Genomic DNA, 3,239 nt, shown 5'->3' on the forward strand with positions numbered 1-3,239 from the left:
TCCCAGCACACTGCCAGAAGCTCCAGCAACATGCCCGCACGTGCGGACACCTCGGAGGTGGTCGCCAGCGTGTGTACCGCCGCCAGCCCCTTGCCGTCACGGGAGACATATTCCGAGGCGGCGGCCGCGTACGCGGTTGCCAGGAGGTCCTGGCTGGCGGGGCCCGGAGGCGAATCCTTGTAGTCCAGCTCCAGACGGCCGGCCTGGGCAGCGTCACCAAGCCTTGCCGCCACATAGAACCCCAGTGCCGAACCGAACCGGAACATCTGGAGGGGATCCGCGAGCCTCAGGGTCTCCACGGCCGGCAGCAGCATCTGGTAGGCCCGTTCGATCCGGCCTTGCCGCAGCAGTGAATAGCCGCGGAGAACCTGGAGGCTGCCGGCGAAGGCGGCGGCACTCAGTGGATCACCCGACGCGTAGTCCGCGAGCTCCCGCTCCGCCGATTCCCACTCGCCGAGGGCCAGGTAGTTGGCAACCAGGCGGCCCAGGACGAACTCGTTGAAGAAAAAGACTCCGCCCTGCAGGGAGGGAAGTTCCGAGGCCGCCAGCAGGGCGGCATCAAGGCCTTGGACGGCGCGGCCGTCACCCGCCAGTGAGTGGGCCAGCAACGCCGTTCCTACAACACGAAGGGCAGTTTGGGTGGCGTCGCCGGAATCCGGGCTCCCCAATTGCTGGACCTCATCTGCCAGGGCAGCATGATTGCCCGCTTCGCCATGCTCCATGAGGCACAGCAGGTGGTCCCACCACGGCCTGACGGGAGCGTCGGAGGCGCCGTCCGGAGACGCCCGGCCTGACGCGGTGGTATCGACGCTGCCGGGCCCTTCACGGAACTGCGCGGCCAGCACTTCCAAAGGCGTGCCCAGTGCCTGATGGGCCAACACGCTGAGCATCAACGCAGGAGCAGCGCCTTCGCCTGGCTCCAGCTGCAGCCAGCATCCGTCCGCAGTCTTCGCCGCGGCCGCGTAGTCGCCGTCGTTGAACAATGCCCGGGCCTGGATTGCCTGCGCCCGGGGCAGCAGTTCCGGCTCTGCGACTCTCGCCGCCATGGTCCGGCTGCTCCCGTTCCTGAAGTGGGCCAGGGCGGTTCCCGCTGCCTCCAGCAGCTTTGAATCAGTAATTTTCAGCCCGCATTCGAGGGCCCATTCCACAGCCCTTAACCGGCCTTCGGAGCCCGCAGGGGAAGTTTCCAGCTGCACCCGGATGGTTTCGAGCAACTGCAGGCTCCTGGAAACAGAGATGCTGCCGCGCAGGGCATCGCCGAACATGGAGTTCCACATCCGGAGATCGGCCGGTGTACCGGGACTTTCGACCACCATCTGCTGGTCCAGCAGGGCACGGACCACTTCGGCGCCGCTGATGTCCTCGATCACCTTGCGCCGGACCGGGCCTGCCAGTGCCACCAGCTTCAGTGCTTCCTGCTCTTCGGCGCTGCGGCGGAGCATGTCCTTGACCACCACACCGGTGAGTTTTGGTCCGTCCGAGGGCAGCGCCCCGAGGAGCATCCAGATTCCGTTCCGCTTCGCGAGCACGCCGCGTTCGGCGGCGTCATGCAGGAGGGCATCGAGGATCCTGGGGTTTCCTCCCGAGGCACTCCAGATCGTGTCGACGGTTCCGGCCGGAACCGTTCCGTCCAGCGCGTGGGCGAGGACTTCCTCGATCTGGTCGCGGTTGAGGGGACGGAGATCCACGCGGTCAGCCAGGCCGTCGTACCAGAGTTGTGCCATTGGCTGGGGCAGCCCGGGCCGCGGCCGTCCTGCAGCCACCACGCTGGCCCAGCCAGCGGAAATCATGTCAGCGACGATGCCCGCCGTTGCCTCATCAAGGTGATGGGCGTCATCCATCATCAGCAGAAGCGGCGTTTCCTTGCCACCTTTAAGCTTCTCGAAGTAACTCCACACGGACCTCAGGACAGCCACCGGGGACACCGAGTCCTCTGCATTGAGTTCGGCCGTGTAAGGCGCCAGGACACCAAAAGGAACGCTGGCCAGCGACGAACTGCCGTGGATCTGAACAATGATCATTTCCCCGGCAAGCCGTTCGGTGATGGCTTCCGTCAGCGCTGTCTTGCCGATGCCCGGGCCTGCCATCAGGTACACAGCCTGGCTGGTGCGGCTGCGGATGATGTTGCAGATCCGGTCCAGCGGTTCACGCCGGCCCGTCAGCATACGGTACGCGGCTCCCGGTTTCGGTCCGTGCGCCTTAGACGAGTCCAGTCAGATCACCCCTGGATGTGACTCCCAGTTTAGTGAACACCTGGTAAAGATGGCCTTCCACGGTGCGCACGGAGACACCCATCTCCAGTGCGATGTCGCGGTTGGATGAACCCCGGCCTGCAAGCCGCGCAATCTGGCGTTCCCGGCTGGTCAGGAGCGGGCTGCCGCTGCTCGGCACGATAGGAAGGCTCGCCACTGTGGCGGCCAGAATGTCCAGCCGGGCCTGGGCGGTCCGGGCCGACAAAGAGTCGCCGGCCTGCCTGGCGTAGTCGACCGCCAGGGCCATGCAGCGGGCTTCAACGGCGTCCAGTTCCAACGTGGCTGCCAACTCTCCACCGGAAAGCAGGGTTTTGGCGTCGCGGGTCCTGCTGCCCACCGCGATCAGACGCGAGATTTCCGCCAGCGGGCCCTGGCGGCAGCCCGCAACCTCTTCCATCAGCTTGAAATCGGCGTCGGTGCCGTTCACTGTTGCCCCGAGCAGACTGATGCCGGCAAGGGTGAACCTTCCTGCTGCGATGTCCTCGCGGGCGGACTGCAACAGCCGTGGGGAGGCGTCGTTGTCCCCCAGCCACCGGGCCGCGACGTTGGCACAGAAGCTTGTGATGCTCCTGGTGGTGTGGTCGGAGACTCCCCCGGTGCGTGCAAGCTTGTCCAAGTATTTGCGGGACAGCCCGGCATTGCCCATCTGGGCATACGCCAGGGCTGTGGCCGCGTAGGCGGCCCGAAGCATGCTCTGGACGGGCCTGAGCTCGAGCTGCGCGGTTGCGGACAGCAGCGAATCCAGGGCGACGGCGCCACGGCCCGAGTAAGCGTAGGCTATGCCGGCTGACAACTCCGCGGCCGCGCTGCGATAAGGAAGGGTGTGGATTTCACGAACCGGCGGCGGATCGAGGAGATCAATGCAGCGGCGCCACTGGCCGGCGTTCAGCAACACCGCATAGGCCCGCCCGGTGAACTGCTCGCGCAAGCCCACAATCTGGGCGGCGTCCGAGATCTGGCCGCCCAGCTGCCGCATCAGGCCCAGCG

The 3,239-nt window shown here is 66.2% G+C and carries 2 protein-coding genes; both read right to left on the reverse strand.

Translation table 11 applies throughout. The features are described 5' to 3' along the window. A partial coding sequence (locus tag DBR22_RS21355) for an AAA family ATPase (RefSeq protein WP_108600644.1) occupies positions 1 to 2,165 on the reverse strand: 2,165 nt, incomplete at its 3' end. Between the two features lie 34 nt (positions 2,166 to 2,199). Then, a partial coding sequence (locus DBR22_RS21360; protein ID WP_219928152.1) for a LuxR family transcriptional regulator occupies positions 2,200 to 3,239 on the reverse strand: 1,040 nt, incomplete at its 5' end.

The sequence above is a fragment of the Arthrobacter sp. HMWF013 genome (assembly GCF_003061105.1).
In the GTDB taxonomy this organism is placed as follows: domain Bacteria; phylum Actinomycetota; class Actinomycetes; order Actinomycetales; family Micrococcaceae; genus Arthrobacter.